This window comes from Thermus sp. (genome assembly GCF_039793865.1).
GTDB lineage: Bacteria > Deinococcota > Deinococci > Deinococcales > Thermaceae > Thermus.
On sequence record NZ_JBAMMI010000004.1, the window covers coordinates 1 to 14266 of the forward strand.

Here is a 14266-nt window from a genome sequence, read left to right on the forward strand (position 1 = left end):
TTCAGGAACGTTCCCATTCAAAAGTAGCCGCTAGAAAGGAGCGGGGCCGGGAAATGCCCGGCCCCCTCTCGCTTTGCCCGCCTAGCGCCCCAGCTCCTCCAGGGCCCGCTTGAGGATGGCGTCGTTCTCCGGGTCCAAGACCGCCTTCCCCCGGTCCTCGGGGAGGGGTCTCTGCCGCTGGGGCTCGGCGTAGGTGAACTTGCCCTCGGCGTCCGCCTTCACCTTCACGATCTTGCCGTTCAGGGTCACCGTCACCTCGGCTCCCGGGGGGGCCCCGGCCCCCTGGAAGGAGAAGGGGGTGGGGAAGCGGGTGTCCTTCACCACGATGTCGGGCTTCAGCCCCTCCTTGTTGATGGCCCGGCGCTTGGGGGTGAGCCACTCAAAGGTGACCAGGGTGAGCTCGCCCCCGTTGGCCAGGGTGTAGGGGGTCTGGCCCACGCCCTTGCCGAAGGTCTTCTCCCCGATGAGCTTGGCCCGGCCGTAGTCCTGGAGCGCCCCGGCCACGATCTCGCTGGCCGAGGCGGAGTTGCCGTTCACCAGGACCACCATGGGGCCCTCCCACAGGGGCCTTCCCGAGGCCTCGCACCAGACCCGGGTGAGGTTCTTGGTGCGGGTGTAGACGATGGGGCCCTCCTTGAGGAAGGCGCTGGCCACGGCGCACCCCTGGTCCAGGAGGCCCCCGCTGTTGTCCCGGAGGTCAAAGATGAGCTTCTTGGCTCCCTGGGCCTTCAGGTCCTCTATGGCCCGCTTCAGCTGGTCCTCCACCTTGAAGTTGGCGAAGGTCTCCAGGGCCACGTAGCCCACGTCCCCCACCTTGGCGGTGGACACGGAGATGATCTCCACCCGCTCGCGCACGAGCTCAAAGACCAAGGGAGCGGGCACCCCTTCCCGCCGCACCTTCAGGGTGACCTTGGTGCCCTCCCGGCCCCGGATGCGGGCCACCACTTCCTGGAGGGGGAGGGAGGTCACGTCCTCCCCGTCCACCTCGAGGATCACGTCCCCGGTCCTGAGGCCCGCCCGCTGGGCGGGGAGGCCTTTCATGACCCCCTCGATCTTGGCCCCGGTGCCGTCGGGGTTGGCGGCGGAGAGGGTGGCCCCGATGCCGAAGAACTCCCCCCTCAGGTCCTCCTGCCTGAGGCTTGCCCGCTGGGGCGGGGAGTAGCCGGTGAAGGGGTCCTTCAAGGCGGCCACCATGCCCCCGATGGCCCCCTCCAGGAGGGCGTTCAGCTTCTCCTTGGGCAAGGGCTCCAGGTAGTCCTGCTGGATCCTCTGGTAGACCTCCAGGAGGGCCTGGCCGTTGGGGTTCTGCAGAAGGGTCTCGGCCTGGGGGCGGGGGAGCTGGGCGTACACCAAGGCCGCCAGAACTCCCAACCCCGCGATGAGCCATGCGCTTCGCTTCATCTTCTCCCTCACTGAGTTTCACTATAGCGCCTTTCCATGAGAAGCAACCGTGGCCCGCCTTCCGTATAGTGGGGGCATGATCGCCTTCCACCGGGTGAGCCTGGAGTACCCCAGGACCCGCACCAAGGCCCTTTACAACGTGAGCCTCGAGGTCAAGAAGGGGGAGTTCGTCTACGTGGTGGGCCACTCAGGGGCGGGAAAGTCTACCCTTCTTTCCCTCATCCTCCGGAGGCTTACCCCCACCCAGGGGGCGGTCTATTTCGCCGGGCAGAACCTGAAGGCCCTGAGGGGGGACGGCATCGCCCTCCACCGCCGCAGGATCGGCATGGTCTTCCAGGACCACCGCCTCCTTTCGGACCTCACCGTGGAAGAGAACCTGGCCTTCGTCCTCCGGGTGCGGGGGGTGCCCCATAGGGAGTGGCCGGAGCGCATCGCCACCGCCCTCTGGCGGGTGGGGCTTGCCCACAAGAAGCGGGCCTTTCCCGAAGAGCTTTCCGTGGGGGAGGCCCAGCGGGTGGCCCTGGCCCGGGCGCTTCTTCTGGACCCGCCCGTGGTCCTCGCCGACGAGCCCACGGGCAACCTGGACCCGGAAAACGCCCTCCAGGTGCTGGAAATCCTGAAGCAGGCCCACCTGCGGGGGGCCACGGTGGTGGTGGCCACCCACAGCCGGGAGCTCCTGGAGGCCTACCCCGCCCGGATCGTGGTCCTGAAGGCGGGGCAGGTGGTGCGGGACGAGCGTCTTGGGGAAGGTGGTACCATAAGGGTAAGGGAAAGCCCTGACCGGGGCGGAAAGGAGGGCGCATGAACATCTACAAGCTCATCGGCCGCAACCTGGAGATCACCGACGCCATCCGGGAATACGTGGAGAAAAAGCTTTCCCGCCTGGACCGCTACCAAAACGGGGAGCTCATGGCCAAAGTGGTCCTCTCCCTGGCTGGGAGCCAGCACGTGGAGCGCAAGGCCAAGGCTGAGGCGCAGGTGGACCTCCCCGGGGGGCTGGTGCGGGTGGAGGAGGAGGACCCCGACCTCTACGCCGCCATTGACCGCATGGTGGACCGCCTGGAGACCCAGCTCAAGCGCTTCAAGGAGCGCCGCTTTGTGGGCAAGCGCCACTCCTACCAGGGCCCCCCGCCCCCCGAGGTGCGGGACCTCGAGGCCCTGCGCAAGCCCGAGGAGGAGGAGGGCCCCAGGATCGTGCGGGTGAAGCGCTTTGAGATGAAGCCCATGGACCCCGAGGAGGCCGCCTTCCAGATGGAGGCCCTGGGGCACGACTTCTTCGTTTTCCGGAACGCCAAGACCGATGAAATCAACGTCCTCTACCGCCGCAAGGACGGGAACTACGGGCTCATAGAGCCCGCCTAGTCCGGGCTAGGGGCTCGCTCTGGCGAGGGCCGGGGCGGGTTAAGTATCCCACCGCGGCTTTTGCCGCGGTGGGGGCCCCAAAAGAGGGTTTCCCCCAACCAAAGCTTGGGCATCCCGTGTGGCAAAGCCAAGGTGCGGGCGCTTAGTAGTAGGCCGAGGGGTCCACGAAGCGGGTTTCCTCGCCCACCCGCACGGCCACCCGGAACTCCAGCTCGTCCGGGGGAATGAGGAGGCCTCCCCCGGTGTAGCCCAGCACCTGGCCCTGGCGCACCCGCTCGCCCTCCTGCACCAGGGGTTCCTGGAGGTTGGTGTAGACGGTGGAGAGGGTTTCCGTGTGCGCCAGCATCACCGTGTAGCCCAGGTTGGGCAGGTAGAGGATCCCCGCCACGTACCCTTCCGCCGCCGCCTGGACGAGGCTTCCCGGGGAGGGGCCTTGGAGGACCTGGAAGGGCCCCTCTTGCCCGTAGGGGACCAGGACCCGCCCCCCGGGCACGGGGAAGGACAGGCGCCCCACGGTGGCGGGGAGGGAGGGTGGGGGCACCACCACGGTCGGCTGGCCCTGGGCTTGTTGGCGCCTGCGGGCCTCCTCTTGGCGCCTCCGTTCCGCCTCCTTAAGGGCCAGGAGCCTTCGCCGTTCCTCCAGGACCTTGGCTTGGAGTTCGGCCAAGGCCCTTTGCAGGCGCTGGCGTTCGGTGAGGGCGTCCCGTAGGAGGGCCTTTTTGCCCTCCTCTTCCTGGCGGAGGTTTTTCAGGGTGGCCTCGAGGCCCTGGCGCTGGGATTCCAGCTTCCTTTGGTTCTTCGCCAGGGCCGCTTCCTTGGCGGTGAGGTCTTGGAGGAGGAGGGCGAGGCGCTCCCGCTCTTCCTTGAGGGCCTTGAGGGTGGCCTGGAAAAGGCGCACCAGCTCGGTGTCCTGCCGGGAGATGTAACCTACCCAGCGGGCCCGCACCGCCAGGTCGGTGAAGGACTGGGCCCGAAGAAGGGGCAGGTAGCGGCCGGCCCGCTCCCGGTAGAGGCTTCGCATCAGGGCCTTGAGCCGCTCCTTTAGGGCGGCCAGGTTCCCTTCCAGCTTGGCGATCCGGGCCTCCGTCTCCCGGACGGCTTCCTTGAGCTGGGCGATTTCCCGGCGCAGGGCTTGCCTTTCCCCCTCGAGGCGGCGGATCTCCTCCTCCAGACGGGCTTTTTCCAGAAGGAGGTTCTGCACCCTCTGGGAGAGGCGGGCAAGCTCCCGGTTCAAGCGCTGGATCTGCTCCTGGGCCTTTTGGTCCAGGACGCGGGCCCGGGCGGCCTCGGCCTCGAGGGCCCGCACCCTTTTCTCCTGGGTGGCCACGTCCTGCCCCCAGGCCAGGAAGGAAAGGAGAAGGCAGAGCCAAAGCCCGAGCCTTGCCATCCTAGACCTCTTTCAGGTAAGCCCGGCTGGCCACGTAGGCTCCCCCTGCCCCGAGCACCAGGGCAAGGAAGAGGACCCCCAGGGCGGTTCGCAGGAGGTCCCCCGGGCCCAGAACCGGGAGGAAGGGAAGGAGGCCCTGGAGGGCCCGGGAAAGCCCCAGGTAGAGGCTTCCTCCCGAAAGCACCGCCAAAAGCCCGGCCACCAGGGTCAGGAGAAGGCCTTCCACCACAAAGGGCCCCTGGATGAAGCGCCGCGTAGCCCCCACCAGGAGCATGATGGAAAGCGCTTCCTTGCGGCTTTCCACCGAAAGGCGGATGGACCCCATCACGCTGAAGAACGTGTTGAGGAGGAGGAGCCCCACCAGCACCCCCATGGCCAGGCGGCTTCCCGAAAGCACCTGCACCAGACGCTCCGTGAGCTCCCCCCCGTACTCCACCCCTTCCACCCCCGGCAGGCGCTTCAGCCGCTCCGCCACCGCCCACACCGCCCCGGGCTCCCGCAGGCGGAGCCTTAGGGTGTCGGGAAGGGGGTTTTCCACCAGGTCCTTGGCCTCGGCCAGGTAGGGGTAGTCCAGGACGAGCTGGGCCAGGGCCTCCTCCTTAGGCACCAGGCGCGCCTCTCCCACCTCGGGCCAGGCCTGGATCTCGGTGATCAAGGCTTCCACCTTGGCGTCCGCCTTCAGGAAGGCGGCCACCTCCAGCTCCTTCTCTAGGCTCTGCACCACCTTTTCCAGGTTCCATAGGAGGAGGCCCAGGAAGTAGAGGAGGGCGAAGGAAACCAGGGCGGTGAAGAAGGTGGCGAGGCTGGCCGTGGGGTGGCGGAGGATCTGCCTTAGGGCCTCGCGGAGGGCGTACACGCCCTATATCTTAAGCCCCTTCCCGGAGGAGGGCCTTTAGTGGGTCTTTTCCTCGGGATTGGCGCTAGGGTGCATTCGGCCGGAGGAGGGCCTTGCCCTGCGCCTTTAGGGCCTCCCGCCACCCTTCCAGGGGGTAGACGCCCCCCACCAGGCTTTCCAGGCCCTCTAGCTCCGGGAGAAGCCCCACCGCCTCCCGGAACTCCTCCCGGGTGTAGGTGTAGCTTCCCCAAAGGGCCACCTCCTTGAACCAGAAGGGGGAGAGGTCCAAAAGCTCAACCCCCGGCGCCCCCAAGAGGAGCACCTTCCCCCCTTCCCGGGCGAGGGCGAGGGCCTCCCGGAAGCCCCGGCCGCTTCCCGAGGCCTCCACCACCGCCTCGTACCCGCCCCTAAAGCCCTCAAAGAGGAGGTAGCGGTAGCGCCGGGCCCGCGCCAGGAGGGCCTCCCTGGCCGAGGGGAAGACCTGGTCCGCCCCGAAGGCCTTGGCCCTTTCCGCCTGGTGGGGGTACTTGGCCACGGCGAATAGCCTCCCCGCGTAGCCCAGGGCCCTTAGGAGCCGGACCGCGAGGAGGCCGAGGGTCCCCATCCCCAGCACCAGCACCTCCTCGGGCCAGGGCCTGAGCTTCTTCAGCCCCCTTAGGACCACCGCCAAAGGCTCGGCGAAGACGGCCCTTTCCCCGGGAACGCCCGGGGGAATGGGGTAGAGCCTTTCCGGCCGGGCCAAGGTCCACTCCCCCCACCCCCCCGGGAGGTCCCGGTTATAGCCCAGCATCCCCGGGGCCAAGGGGCCTTCCGCCACGTTCTGGCAAAGCCCCTCCTCCCCCTCCTGGCACCTGGGGCAGGGGGGAAGCCCCCGGTCGGCGCAGGTGAGGAGGGGGTTCACCACCACCCGGCTTCCCTCCACCTCCCCCAGGATCTCGTGGCCCAGCACGGCGGGGAAGGAGAAGAAGGGGCTTAGGGAAGGGGGGCTTTTCCCGTAGAGGAGGGCGAGGTCCGAGCCGCAGACCCCGCTTAAAACCACCCGGACCCGAAGGAAGCCCTCCCGCTCGGGGAGGGGGACCTCGGCGAGCCTCAAGGGAAGGAGCCCTTTGGGAAAGCGCTTGCCGAGAAGCCTCGCCCCGAGGAAGCGGGGGAGGGAAGGGGTGTAGAGGAGGGCCTTCATGACATGGGCACGGTGCGGATGAGCTTGCCCTCAATCCTTTCCAGGATCTCGTCCAGGCTCCTCCCGGTGATGGTGAGGCCGTGGTTCTTGAGGCCCACCACGGCCCGGGTGGGGTCCTTGGCCTCCCGCACCTTCTCCGCCACCGCCTGGGCCAGCTCGTAGGTGCCGCAGGGGTAGTTGAAGGGGGTGGCGGGCACCCCCTCCATCCAGGCGTGGACGTGGAGGATGGCCCCCACCCCGGGGTGCTCCCGGTAGATCATCCAGTGCTCTATGGCGTCCACGCTCACCCGCCTCGGCTCCACTTGGGGGGGGACGGAGAGGAGGATGGCGTTTCTCTCGGGGTCGTAGTCCTTCACCATGAGGATGTCCCGGCCGATCTCCTTGAGGTTCGCCTTGTCCACCCCGCTTGCCGACATCCAGAAGCGCCGCTCGTCCTTGCGCGCGGAGAGGTTGCCGTAGGAGAGCCCCCCGATGCCGTAGAGCCTCTTCACGTGCCTTAAGTCCTCGGGGGAGAGGATCTCCTCAATGGGGAAGGGGGCGGGGAGGAGGTCCCACGCTTTCAGCTTCTTCCCCGCCCGGTACATGCTCTCCGTGAGCTCGTCCCCCTGCCAGAGCTCGGGCTCGAGGTCGGGCTCAAAGATGTTGTTGATGACCAAGCGGCTGCAGGCGATGGGCCTTAGGCGCTCCGCCACCCGCTCAAAAAAGCCTTCCCCCTCGGGCTCCCCGTAGTGGCCGAGCTCCAGGGTGAGGAACTTGACGCCCTGGCCCGGCACGTAGGCCAAAAGGACGTTGGAAAGCGCCCGCACCAGGTAGGGGTAGAGCTCCCGCAAGGGGTCTTGGGGGAACTCGGGAAGCTCCATCACCGAGGCCACGAAGGTGGCCTGGGCCCTCCGGCGGTAGGGCCTGGGGTGTTCCGGGGTGATGGCGTTCAGGACCAGGTTGGGGGCTCCGGATTCTGGGTTAAAGCGGAAGCCCTGGGCCTCGAGGGCCCTCCCCACCCCTTCCAGGAAGGGCTTCAGGCCCGGGGTGGGCTCGCCGTGGATGAGGTACTCCCACATAGGACCTCCTTGCTCTGGCCTATAGGCTACCCCATACTGGCCTCATGGCGGAAGCGCTTTGGGGAAAGGGCGCCCTCCTCCCCGGCCTCCGGGTGGGCCACTTCACCGACCGGGAGGCCCTCACCGGGTGCACCGTGGTCCTGGTGGAGGAGGGGGCGGTGGCGGCGGTGGACGTGCGGGGGGCGGCCCCGGGTACCCGGGAGACCGACCTCCTCGCCCCCGAGAACACGGTGGAACGGGTCCAGGCCGTCCTCCTCACCGGGGGAAGCGCCTTCGGCCTCGCCGCCGCGGAGGGGGTGGTGGGCTAAGTACCCCACCGCGGCAAAAGCCGCGGTGGGGGCCCCAAAAGAGCTTTCCCACAGCCAAAGCTCGGGCATCCCGTGTTGCAAAGCCAAGGTGCGGGCACTTACCTGCGGGAGAGGGGGAAGGGCTTCCCCACCCCGGGGGGCGTGGTGCCCATCGTGCCGGGGGCGGTGCTTTACGACCTCGGGCGGGGAAAGGCCTTTAGGCCCCCGGGAAGGGAGGCGGGGTACGAGGCCTGCCTGGCGGCAGGAGGCGAGGTGGCCGAGGGGAGCGTGGGGGCGGGGACGGGGGCCATGGCGGGCGGGGTGAAGGGGGGGGTGGGCCTTGCGGGCTACCTCCTGGAGGAGGGCTTTAGGGTGGTGGCCCTCGCCGCGGTGAACAGCCTCGGCCGCCCCTTTGACCCCCTTTCGGGGAGGCTCTACGCCGAAGGCCTCCTCGCTCCCGAGGAAAGGGCCTTCCTCCCCGACCTCTCCCGCTACCGGGGAAGCCCCGAGGACTACCGCTATCCCTTCCTGCTCGGCCAGCACACCACCCTGGCCGTGGTGGCCACGGACGCCCCCCTCACCAAGGCCCAGGCGAGGAGGCTCGCCATCATGGCCCAAGACGGCCTCGCCCGGGCCCTCCGCCCCGCCCACACCCCTCTGGACGGGGACCTGGTCTTTGCCCTGGCCCTGGGGGAGGGAAAGGGGGTGGAGCCCTACCTCCTCCTCCGCCTCGGGGCCTACGCCGCCGACGCCCTCGCCCGGGCCATCGCCCGGGGGGTGCTGTGGGCGGAGGGTTTGGGCTTCCCTACCTACGCCCTTCTAGCGGCCGGGGAAGGGGCTTAGGAGGACCTCTACCCGGGAGACCTTCCCGCCCCGGCGCACCAGGAGGGCGACCCTATCCCCCACCCTATAGCGGCGCACCTCCCGGAGGAGGTCCTCAAAGGCGTTCACGGGGACGCCGTTGACCTCCAGGATCACGTCGGGGACGCCGCCCGACTCCAAGCCCCTAAGCCCCGCCCGGTGGGCGGCCCCTCCTGGGACCACCTCCCCCACCAGCACGCCCCCTGGGGGGAGGCCGAGCTCCCGGGCGAGCTCCGGGGTGAGGGCCCGGGGGCCCCTTAGGCCCAGGTAGGGCCAGTAGCTCCGCTCGCCCCTTTCCAGGCCCGCCAGGACCTCCTGCCTTCCGAAGAGGGGGGTGAAATAGCTCCGGAAGCCCTCCTCCGTCTGCCCGATGGCCACCGCCACGCCCAGGGCCCGGCCCGCGGTGTCCAGCACCGGGCCCCCCGAGTCCCCGGGGGCGAGGGGCAGGGAGGTCTCCACCAGGCCCTGGGGGAGGAAGGGGGAGGGGCTGGCCTCGAGGCGGGTCACCCTCCCGTACCGGGGGGCAATAAACTGGTTCCGCCCGTTGCCGATGTGGAGCACCGCCTCCCCCGCCCGGGGGCGCCGGGCCGTTTCCAGGGGGAGGATGGCCGGGGCCTTGGCCTCCGTGGCCAGGACCGCCAGGTCCAAGGGCTCGGCGAAGCCCACCACCCGGGCCTCGGCCTGGGTGCGGTTGGCCAGAAAAAGCCGGAAAGGCCCTCCCTCGGCCACCACGTGGTAGGCGGTGAGGACGAGGCCCGGGGCGTAAAAGAAGCCCGTGCCCCGCCCGCCCTCGAGGCCTTCTATGCGAAGGGCGGCGGGGTGGGCCTGGGCGTAGACCTCCTCCAGGGCCTCGGGGCCCCCTTGGGCGGGTTCGGTAAAGAGGGTGGCGGGTTCCTTGGAGAAAAGGGCGTGGAGGGCTAGCCCCAGAACCAGAAGCAGGGCCAGGCTCCGGAGGGAGCGCATGACCCCATTTTGCCCTCTCCCCTCGCCCAAAGCGGTGGCTTTGGCTACCCTTTAGTGCCAGAGGAGCAGGAACCCGAGGAGCAAAAACCTTATCCCCGGCCAGGGGTGGGGCCGTTTCAGGAAGAGGTGGAGGAGGAAGACCCTCAAAACTTGCACTTATTCACCGCGGGCATAAGTATGCTTGGGGACCACTTGAAGAGGGCTGCCGGTTTCCCCTCTCATGAGGGGTGCCATGAGTCCAGCAGCCCTATCCCTACTTTGGACCCTCCTGGCCCTCATGCCAACCCCCCACCTGCGGGAATCCTTGAAGGCCCTGCTAGGCTACCAGACCTACGTCTGCTTCCCCTTGGAGCTGGCCCTGGGCCACCTTGGCCCCCTCCTCGCCGCCACCCTCTACACCGTCCTCACCCGCCTGGGCGAGGCCGGCCTCGAGGCCCTGGGGGCCGCCCTCCGGCAGGGCCTGGGGACGGAGGCCACGGAAAGGTTCCTGGCCGAGGTGCGGCGGTTCTCCCAGGCCGCGGGGGTCCGGCTCGTGGGGCGGGACGGGCACCGCGCCGAGCTGGGCTGGCTCCCTCCCTGCGGGATGCGGGACTGCCCCGCCTGGCGGGGCCAGGTGGCGGGCCTGAAGACGGGCCTGCCCGACTGCCCGGAGGCCGAGGGCCGCCCCCGCATCTGCCTGCCCTTTTGGGCCCACGGGGAGGTGGTGGCCGTGGGGACCCTCTTCCACGCCCGCCCCCCCAAGCCCCCCACCGCCTTCGCCGCCCCCGTGCTCTGGCTTTCCCGCCTCACCGTCCCCCTCCTCTTCCCCCAGGAGGCGAAGGAGAAGGAGGCCCCGGAGCTCGAGGTCTACGCCCTCGGGGGCTTCCGGGTGCGCTACCGGGGTCGGGAGCTCGGCCCCAGGGACTTCGGAAGGCGGGGGGCTTACCAGCTCTTCAAGTTCCTTCTCGCCAACAAGGACCGGGCCGCCTACCTAGAGGAGCTCGCCGAGACCTTCTTCCCCGAACTTCCTCCCGAGCGGGCCCGGCAGGAGGTCTACACCCTGGTTTATCGGCTAAGGAAGACCCTCCCCGGCATCGTGGAGCGGGAAGGGGCCTATTATCGGCTCCACCTCCCCGAAAAGCGCTTCCTGGACTTTGAGCACTTTGAGGCCCTGATGCGCCGGGCGGACCTCGAGGAAGGCCTCGCCGCCTTCAAGACCCTGCGCCAGGCCCTGGAGCTTTACAAGGGCCCCCTTTTCGGCGACGACCCTTATGGGGAGTGGGCCGAGGCGGAAAGGGCCTACCTGCAGGAGAGGGCCCTCTCCGGCCTCCTCCGCCTGGGAGGTCTCGCCGAAGCCCTCGGCTACAAGGAGGCGGCCGAGGAGGCCTACGCCCGCGCCCTCAAGCTGGAGCCCTTCCTGGAGGAGGCCCACAACCGCCTCCTCGCCCTGAAGGAGTGAGGATGGACCTCGGCCAGGTACCCCTTTTCCGCGAGCTCGCCCCCGAGGACCTAAGGGCCCTGGCGGCGGAGGCCCGGGTCCGGCGCCTGAGCAAGGGGGAACTCCTCTTTCTGGAAGGGGAGCCCGTGCGGGGCCTCTTCGTGGTGGGGAAGGGGCTCATTAAGGTCTACAAGCTGGACCCCGAGGGAAGGAAGCAGGTGGTCCTCCACGTGGAGGGGCCGGGGCGGTTCCTCGCCGAGGTGGCCCTCTTCCTGGAGCGCCCCACCTACCCGGCGAGCGCCGAGGCCTTGGAGGAAAGCGAGGTCCTCGCCCTTCCCAAGGAGCGCTTCTTCCAACTCCTGGAGGAGAGGCCCCAGCTCGCCCGCAGCTTGATCCGCTACCTGGCCCGGAGGCAGGAAAGGCTCCTCCACCTCCTGGACCGCCCCGTCTTCCACGAGGTGCGGGAGAGGCTCTGCGAGTTCCTCCTGGAAAGGCTCGCCGAAGAGGGGCAGGGCTTCCGCCTCCCCACCAACCCCGAGCTCGCCGCCCTCCTGGGCACCGTGCCCGAGGCGGTTTCCCGCAACCTGGGGGAGCTCTACCGCCGGGGGCTCATCCGCCTTCGGGGGCGGCGGGTGGAGGTGCCGGACCCCGGGGCCCTAGAGAGCCTGGTCAAACGCTAAGTACCCCACCGCGGTTTTTGCCGCGGCGGGGGCCCCAAAAGAGCTTTCCCACGGCCTAAGCTTGAGCATCCCGTGTTGCAAAGCCAAGGTGCGGGCACTTAGCGATTCCCACTAGCGAATCGCAAAATCCGACTGGAATACTTGACTTTGAGCCCCCCTCGGTTTACCCTCACCTTAGGTGATGCCCATGCCTTCCCTAGCCCATCTTGCCCCCGGCGCCCGTGCCCGCGTCCTCCGGGTGCCCGCGGAGAAGCGGCGCCTCCTCGCCCTGGGCCTGAGGCCTGGGGCGGTGGTGGAGGTCCTCCTGGAGGCCCCCCTCGGGGACCCCCTGGAGGTGCGGGCCGGGGACGCCTTCCTTATCCTGAGGCGGAGCGAGGCGAGCGAGGTCTTCGTGGAGCCCCTGGAGGAGGCATGAGCTGCCCCCGCTGCGAGGCCCCAAACCCGGTCCTCAAGGCCGAGGAGCGCTGGCTCCTATTGGGCAACCCCAACACGGGGAAGAGCTCCCTCATCAACGCCCTGGCGGGGGCGGGCCTCGAGGTGGGCAACTGGCCCGGCACCACCCTGGAAAGGCTCTCGGCTTACCTGAGGCTGGGGGAGGCCCGGGTGGAGCTGGTGGACCTCCCCGGCACCTACAGCCTCCTCCCCACCTCCCCCGAGGAGGCCCTGGTCCTAAAGGAGCTCCTAAGGGACCCCCCTGACCGCCTCCTCCTGGTCCTGGACGGGGGCAACCTGGAGCGGAGCCTGGTCCTGGCCCTGGAGGCCATGGAGCTCGCCCTCCCCACCGCCTTGGTGGTGAACCTCCTGGACGAGGCCAAGGCCAAGGGCCTGGAGCTGGACCTCGCCGCCCTGGAGGAGGCCCTGGGCCTCCCCGTGGCCGGGGCGGTGGCCGCCCGGGGGCAGGTTGCCGGGGTCCTGGAGAAGGCCCTAGAGGCCCGGGTGCCCCACCCGCCCGTGCGCTACCCCCCTCCCCTGGAAGAGGCCCTGGCCCGGCTTGAGCCCCTCATCCCCCATCCCGCCCGCCGGGCCCTCGCCCTCCTCGCCCTCCTGGGAGAAGCGGTGCCCCTGCCCGAGGAGGCCCGGAGGCGCGCCGAAGAGGAGCGGAAGCGCCTCCTAGAGGAGGGGCTTGACCCCTACCTTCTCGCCCTCGAGGCCCGCTACCAAAAGGCCCAGGAGATCTACCGCCGGGCCGCGCGCCGCAAGGAGGCCCCGCCCTCCCTCACCGAGCGGCTGGACCGCCTCGTCCTCCACCCCCTCCTGGGCCTTCCCCTCTTCCTCCTCGCCCTCTTCCTCGCTTTCCGCTTCACCTTCGCCCTCTCCGCCCCCTGGGTGGACCTCCTGGGCCGGGCCCAGGAGGTGCTGGCGGGCTGGAGCCTGGCCCTTCCCCTTCCTCCCCTCCTCCGCTCCTTCCTGGCGGAAGGGGTGGTGGCGGGGGTGGGCACGGTGCTCTCCTTCACCCCGGTCCTCTTCCTCCTCTACCTGGCCCTGGCCTTCCTGGAGACCTCGGGCTTCCTCGCCCGCATGGCCTTCATGGCCGACCGGGTCATGGCCTGGGCGGGCCTTCCCGGAAGGGCCTTCATCCCCTTGGTGCTGGGCTTCGGGTGCAACGTGCCCGCGGTCTACGCCGCCCGGGCCCTTCCTCACCCCCTGGACCGCCTGCGGGTGGTCATGGCCATCCCCTTCCTGGCCTGCGGCGCCCGCCTTCCCGTCTTCACCCTCTTCGCCTACGCCTTCTTCCCCGAGCGCGCTCCCCTGGTGGTCTTCGGCCTCTACCTCCTCGGCCTGGCCACCGGCCTCCTCACCGCCTTTCTCCTGGGAAGGGTCCTCAGGGCGGGGGTGGGCGAGGGCGCCATGGAGCTTCCCCCCTACCGCTTCCCTCCCCTTAGGCTTCTCCTCCGCCTCTCCCTGGCCCGCACCGGAAGCTTCGTGCGGGGGGCCGGGGGGCCCATCCTGCTCGCGGTCCTCCTCATCTGGGCCCTGCTCCACCTGCCCCTGGCCGGGTCCACCCCCTACGCCCTCCTGGCCCAGGCCCTCACCCCCCTCTTCGCCCCCCTGGGCCTCAGCGACTGGCGGCTGGTGGGCGCCTTGGTGCCGGGCTTTGTGGCCAAGGAGGTGGTGGTAGGGGCCTTAGGGGTGAGCTTTCTGGGCGCCGGGGCCCTGAACCCCCTGGGGCTCGCCGAGGGGCTTAGAGCCCTGGCCGAGGGGCTTTGGGGAGCCCTTTCCGGCACCCTGCAGGGGCTTTTCGCCCTCCTCGCCCCCCCGAGCCTCCTGCCTCCCCTCGAGCCCACGCCCCTCCAAGCGGCCCTGAAGGGGGCCGTGGGCCCCCAGGGGGCCCTGGCCTACCTGGTCTTCGTCCTCCTCTACACCCCTTGCGTGGCCACCCTGGCCGCCCTGCGCCAGGTGGTGGGCCCCCGCTGGACCACCTTCGCCGTGGCCTACCAGCTCCTCGTGGCCTACCTCCTCGCCTTCCTGGCGAGCCGGGTCCTGCCATGATCCAGGAAGCCCTCGCCCTCCTCGCCACCCCCAAGACCGCCTCCCAGCTGGCCCAGGCCCTGGACCTGAGGCCGGAAACGGCGGCCCTCCTCCTGGAAAAGCTCGCGGCCCGGGGCTACGCCCAACCCCTGGCCTGCGGCACCGCCTGCGGCGCCTGCGCCTTCCGGGCAGTCTGCCCCAAGGACCAGGAGCCCCTCTGGGTGCGGCAGGACCAAGCGCCCGCCCCACGGAGGACTTGACCCCGTCCCGCCTTGGGCCAGCATTGGGGCTTAGGCAAGGCCTTGGCTTCGGGGGCTAAGAGGCTGTCGTAAAAGCTCTCCACGGCCAGCTACGCGGCCCTGGCCA

The 14266-nt window shown here is 69.6% G+C and carries 13 protein-coding genes and 1 pseudogene; 8 read left to right on the forward strand and 6 right to left on the reverse strand.

Going from position 1 to position 14266, the window contains the following annotated elements; translation table 11 throughout:
• Positions 1–81: 81 nt before the first annotated feature.
• A complete protein-coding gene (locus tag ABJK26_RS00255) occupies positions 82–1401 on the reverse strand; it encodes a S41 family peptidase (protein ID WP_347240168.1) in 1320 nt (439 codons plus the stop codon).
• A gap of 76 nt (positions 1402–1477) precedes the next feature.
• Between ABJK26_RS00255 and ftsE the strand changes: the two genes are divergently transcribed.
• Positions 1478–2206, forward strand: coding sequence for a cell division ATP-binding protein FtsE (gene ftsE, locus ABJK26_RS00260; RefSeq protein WP_347240169.1), 729 nt, complete (start codon positions 1478–1480; stop codon positions 2204–2206).
• A complete protein-coding gene (gene raiA / locus ABJK26_RS00265; RefSeq protein ID WP_347240171.1) occupies positions 2203–2763 on the forward strand; it encodes a ribosome-associated translation inhibitor RaiA in 561 nt (186 codons plus the stop codon). The genes ftsE and raiA overlap by 4 nt, the downstream gene beginning before the upstream one ends.
• 142 nt (positions 2764–2905) lie before the next feature.
• Here raiA and ABJK26_RS00270 read toward each other — a convergent pair whose 3' ends face one another.
• The 4 genes from ABJK26_RS00270 to ABJK26_RS00285 all read right to left on the reverse strand — a co-directional run bounded on the left by ABJK26_RS00270 (position 2906) and on the right by ABJK26_RS00285 (position 7223).
• Entirely contained in the window at positions 2906–4150 is a 1245-nt protein-coding gene (locus ABJK26_RS00270) for a peptidoglycan DD-metalloendopeptidase family protein (RefSeq protein ID WP_347240172.1), read from the reverse strand.
• 1 nt (position 4151) lies between these two features.
• Positions 4152–5006, reverse strand: coding sequence for a permease-like cell division protein FtsX (locus ABJK26_RS00275; protein ID WP_347240173.1), 855 nt, complete (start codon positions 5004–5006; stop codon positions 4152–4154).
• A 64-nt stretch (positions 5007–5070) separates the two neighbouring features.
• Positions 5071–6165: a zinc-binding dehydrogenase gene (locus ABJK26_RS00280; RefSeq protein WP_347240174.1), complete on the reverse strand. Its 1095-nt coding sequence runs from the start codon at positions 6163–6165 to the stop codon at positions 5071–5073.
• Complete coding sequence (locus ABJK26_RS00285) at positions 6162–7223, reverse strand: class II aldolase/adducin family protein (protein WP_347240175.1); 1062 nt, start codon at positions 7221–7223, stop codon at positions 6162–6164. The genes ABJK26_RS00280 and ABJK26_RS00285 overlap by 4 nt, the downstream gene beginning before the upstream one ends.
• Positions 7224–7267: 44 nt before the next feature.
• Here ABJK26_RS00285 and ABJK26_RS00290 point away from each other — a divergent pair.
• A pseudogene (locus tag ABJK26_RS00290) lies at positions 7268–8353 on the forward strand (P1 family peptidase).
• Here the strand turns inward: ABJK26_RS00290 and ABJK26_RS00295 are convergent.
• Positions 8330–9334, reverse strand: coding sequence for a S1C family serine protease (locus tag ABJK26_RS00295; RefSeq protein ID WP_347240177.1), 1005 nt, complete (start codon positions 9332–9334; stop codon positions 8330–8332). The pseudogene ABJK26_RS00290 and the gene ABJK26_RS00295 sit on opposite strands and share 24 nt — an antisense overlap.
• A gap of 304 nt (positions 9335–9638) precedes the next feature.
• Between ABJK26_RS00295 and ABJK26_RS00300 the strand changes: the two genes are divergently transcribed.
• The 5 genes from ABJK26_RS00300 to ABJK26_RS00320 all read left to right on the forward strand — a co-directional run bounded on the left by ABJK26_RS00300 (position 9639) and on the right by ABJK26_RS00320 (position 14160).
• Complete coding sequence (locus ABJK26_RS00300) at positions 9639–10772, forward strand: BTAD domain-containing putative transcriptional regulator (protein WP_347240178.1); 1134 nt, start codon at positions 9639–9641, stop codon at positions 10770–10772.
• A gap of 2 nt (positions 10773–10774) precedes the next feature.
• Positions 10775–11431, forward strand: coding sequence for a Crp/Fnr family transcriptional regulator (locus ABJK26_RS00305; RefSeq protein ID WP_347240179.1), 657 nt, complete (start codon positions 10775–10777; stop codon positions 11429–11431).
• A 187-nt stretch (positions 11432–11618) separates the two neighbouring features.
• Complete coding sequence (locus ABJK26_RS00310) at positions 11619–11846, forward strand: FeoA family protein (protein WP_347240180.1); 228 nt, start codon at positions 11619–11621, stop codon at positions 11844–11846.
• A complete protein-coding gene (gene feoB, locus ABJK26_RS00315) occupies positions 11843–13921 on the forward strand; it encodes a ferrous iron transport protein B (RefSeq protein ID WP_347240181.1) in 2079 nt (692 codons plus the stop codon). Before ABJK26_RS00310 ends, feoB begins: the two co-directional genes overlap by 4 nt.
• The gene (locus tag ABJK26_RS00320) at positions 13918–14160 is read left to right on the forward strand and encodes a hypothetical protein (RefSeq protein ID WP_347240182.1); all 243 of its coding nucleotides are present in this window, start codon (positions 13918–13920) and stop codon (positions 14158–14160) included. The genes feoB and ABJK26_RS00320 overlap by 4 nt, the downstream gene beginning before the upstream one ends.
• Positions 14161–14266: the final 106 nt, after the last annotated feature.